General features: G+C 57.1%; 2 protein-coding genes. Both read right to left on the bottom strand.

The window, feature by feature from the left end; translation table 11 throughout:
- A partial coding sequence (locus tag RI563_RS12155) for a sigma-54 dependent transcriptional regulator (protein ID WP_310694651.1) occupies nucleotides 1-1,345 on the bottom strand: 1,345 nt, incomplete at its 3' end.
- On the bottom strand, nucleotides 1,338-2,795 hold a 1,458-nt coding region (locus tag RI563_RS12150), incomplete at its 5' end, for a HAMP domain-containing sensor histidine kinase (RefSeq protein WP_310694650.1). The genes RI563_RS12150 and RI563_RS12155, both read right to left, overlap by 8 nt.

Here is a 2,795-nt window from a genome sequence, read left to right as displayed (position 1 = left end):
CGCTCTCGTCTTCCTGTTTGTAGCTTTGCAGTTTACGCCACAGGGTGGATTTGTTAATGCCGAGGGTTTCGGCGGTTTTTTCGCGGCTGCCGTTGAAACGGTCCAGGGTTTTGTAGATGTAACGCCGTTCCAGTTCCGCCAGGGTGGGCAGGTCGCTGTCGATGCTGCCGCCGCTGCGGATGCTGCTGATGTCATCCAGATGCAGGACCGGGCCATCGGCCAGGGCGATGGTGCGTTCGATCAGGTTCTGCAGTTCACGCACGTTGCCGGGCCAGTCATGCTCCATGAGCTTTTGCAGGGAAGGCTGGTCGAAGCCCTTGACGTCGCGCTGATACAGGCTGGCGTAGTGGTCGATGAAATGCTGCACCAGCAGCGGAATGTCATCGCGCCGCTCGCGTAGCGGCGGCATGCTGAATTTGACCACGTTCAGACGGTGATAAAGATCGTGACGGAACCGGCCCTCGCTGACCAGCTCCTCGATTTGCTGGTTGGTGGCCACGATAAACCGAACATCGATGGGCGTGGGCTGTACCCCGCCGACGCGGGTAATCTGCTGTTCCTGGATAGCCCGCATCAGTTTGATCTGCATGGCATCGGAGATGTTGCCGATCTCATCGAGAAAAATGGTGCCTTCGGTGGCCATTTCCAGCAGGCCACGCTTGCTCTGGTGCGCACCTGTAAAGGCGCCCTTTTCATGCCCGAACAGTTCGTTTTCCAGCAGGGTATCGGTCAATGCGCCGCAATCGATAACGACGAACGGTTTGTCGGCGTATTCGCTCTGATAATGAATGGCACGCGCAGCGAGTTCCTTGCCGGTGCCCGATTCGCCTTCGATGATCACGTTGCAGCGAATATCGGCAATCTTGCTGATGATCTTGTAGATCTCCAGCATCGGCCCGGCATGGCCCACCATCCCGAAACGATTGCGCTCGTCACTGAGCTGACGCTTGAGCAGAAAGTTTTCCTGGCGCAGGGCATCGAGCTTGAGATTGCGCTCGATAAGCATCTGCAGCTCATCCATGTCATAGGGCTTTTTGATGAAATCGGTGGCCCCGAGGCGCATCGCCTCGATGGCACTGTCGACATTGGCGTAGCCGGTAATAATCAGAAATGGAATACTCTGGTCTTCATCCCGCACCGCCTGCAGCAGCTCGGTGCCGCTCATATTGGGCATGCGCAGATCACTGACAATCAGTTCGACCGGGTGATGTTTGAAGTATTCCAGGGCTTCCACCGGATCCTGGAACACCTGGCAATCGAATGGCGCCTCTTCACTGAAGCGGGACATCAGCTCCCCGGCCTTGGGGTCATCATCCACAAACAATATCAGTGGCGCGTTATCCATGAGCGATCTGGTTCTGGTCGACGGTGGTCGCCCGCAGCGGCAGTATCACCGTGGCGGTAACGCCGGACTGCGGATTGTTGTCTATATGCAAAGTGCCGTTATGGTATTCGATAATCCCCAGGCTGATCGACAGGCCCAGGCCGCTGCCCTCGCCTTCGGGCTTGGTACTGAAGAAAGGATCGAAGATGTTGTTCAGCTCCTGTGGCGCTATCCCTTCACCCTGGTCACAAATCGTCAGTCGCAATTGCTGTTCCTCGCTCTGGCAGCGGATAACCACCTGGCCGTCAGCCGGGCTGGCCTGTATGGCATTCAGTAACAGATTGATCAGGGCCTGTTGCAACTGGCTGCGATCCCCTTCGATCTCGCCATCATAGTCACATTCCAGCTGCAGCTCCACACGTTTGCTTTTGGCCGCCTGACGCACCAGCGTCAGGGTATTTTCCAGCCAGGGGCGGACTTCGAAATGGCTGTATTGCGGCGGCACCTGACGCGCAAAGTTGAGAATTCCCCGCACGATATCCGAGGCACGCAATGCCTCGTCCCGCAGGGCATCCAGATCGTCCAGTAATCGTTGACGGGTCTGCGCGTCGCCGTATTCCGTTTTTGCCAGCGTACGTTGTAACAACTTGGCATAGGAGAGCACATTGTTGAGCGGATTGTTAATCTCGTGCCCGATTCCGGCTGCCATCTGGCCGATACTGGCCAGCTTGTTGCTCTGCAACATCATGTGCTCGGCACGATCCCGCTGCTCGCGAGCTGTATCGAGAGTATCGGCCAGATAGTTGAAGGCTTGAGCCAGCGCACCGATCTCGTCGATGGCCTGTTTCTCCTCGGCCCGCTGGGCATGATCCCCGTTGGCATAGGCCTTGAGCCGTCCGGCCAGGCGACAGACCGGTCGCGCCACCTTGCGTACCCCGATATCGGTCAGCAACAGGGTAATCACCAGCGCGGCCACTCCCAGCAGGGCGATAGCAATGCGGATGACCGCATAGGGCGAGGTGATCACATCCGAATTGATGTGCGAGGTCAGCACCCAGCTGATCAGGCGATCGCGATAGGGATTGAGTTCCACATAATAGTTATGAAAATCCTCTTCCTGACTCAGATACAGCCCACTGGTACTGTCCACCACCTCGGTCAGCATCTGATCATTGTACTTGTCGGCAACATAGACGTTATCCGAGCGGATCTGGGCAAAGCGGATATCGCTGCCCTTATCGTACAGAATCCGTCCGTGGTGTTCTGGCCGGTCAGGATTGTTCTCGACTACGAACAGTTCGCCCCGGTAAAGACGCGAGGCGTTATCCAGAATCCGATCCAGGTTGCGCCCGCCCAGGGTGACCGTCAGCGCGCCGACCCACTGCTCGTTATGATAAAGCGGCACGACATAATCAAGCAGCGGAAAGGTCTGATCCAGGCTGTCGTTGAACTGGTTGTGCGGCAGTTCCAG

The sequence above is a fragment of the Thiohalophilus sp. genome (assembly GCF_031581315.1).
GTDB lineage: Bacteria > Pseudomonadota > Gammaproteobacteria > UBA6429 > Thiohalophilaceae > Thiohalophilus.
This window is presented reverse-complemented; position numbering and strand designations above follow the sequence as displayed.